Source organism: Planomonospora algeriensis (assembly GCF_977012225.1).
Map to the genome: position 1 here is coordinate 1 of NZ_CDRNDK010000905.1, position 1,138 is coordinate 1,138.

Annotated in this window: 1 protein-coding gene; it reads left to right on the forward strand. The window is 69.3% G+C overall.

What is annotated here, in order from left to right; all coding sequences use genetic code 11:
• Positions 1-11: 11 nt before the first annotated feature.
• The coding region (locus ACWJ6R_RS36785; RefSeq protein WP_449066618.1) for a beta-ketoacyl synthase N-terminal-like domain-containing protein at positions 12-1,138 on the forward strand (1,127 nt) is incomplete at its 3' end.

The following is a 1,138-nucleotide window of genomic DNA, read 5'->3' on the forward strand; positions in this document are numbered from 1 at the left end:
CGAATGCGTTCTTGGACGCTCTGGCCGAGTACCGCAGCTCGCAGGGGCTGGCGGGTACCTCGCTGGCCTGGGGCCTGTGGGCGATCGGCGGCATGGCGGAGGAGCTGACCGAGGCCGACGTGCGCCGCATGGAGCGCATGGGCCTGAAGCCACTGTCGGCTGCGGATGGACTGGCGCTGTTCGACGCCGCTCTGCGCTATGACCACCCGGCGCTGGTCGCCGCCCGGTTCGTCCAGACCAGAAGCGCGACCCGTACGGCGCCGCCCCGGGCGGGCGGCGGCAACGGACTCGCGGAACGGCTGGCCGCGATGGAGTCTGCGGAACGCCGCTCGCTGCTGTCCGATCTGGTGCGCCAGGAAGTGGCGACGGTGCTCGGACACTCCTCGAAGGAGGCCGTACAGCCGGATCGCGCCTTCCAGGACCTGGGCTTCGACTCTCTTACCGCGGTGGAGTTCCGCAACCGGCTCAGCGGGGTCACCGGCATGCGGCTGCCGGCCACGCTGATCTTCGACTACCCGACCGCTCAAGCGGTGGCGGACTACGTGGAGGCGGAGCTGACCGGCGCCGCGCCCGCGGACATAGCGGTCACAACGGCCAGGACACCGGGTGATGATGAGCCGATCGCCATCGTCGGCATGGCCTGCCGTTACCCGGGCGGTGTGCTGTCGCCCGAAGGGCTGTGGGAGTTGGTGGCCGACGGCATGGACGCCATCTCCGAGTTCCCCACCGATCGTGGCTGGGACGTGGAGAGGATCTACAACCCCGACCCGGAGAGCAAGGACACCTCCTATGTGAAGCACGGCGGTTTCCTGTACGACGCGGCGGAGTTCGACCCTGGTTTCTTCGGGATCAGTCCGCGTGAGGCCCTGACCATGGATCCGCAGCAGCGGCTGCTGCTGGAGACCTCGTGGGAGGCGCTGGAGCGGGCGGGTCTGGACCCGGTGGGGTTGCGCGGCAGCCGTACGGGCGTGTTCGCCGGCGTGATGTACCACGACTACGGACTCGGCACTCCCGCTTCGACCAGCGGCGGAAGCCTGGTGTCCGGCAGGATCTCGTACACCTTCGGATTCGAAGGCCCCGCGATGACGGTGGACACGGCGTGCTCGTCGTCGCTGGTCGCCCTGCACCTGGCGGCGCA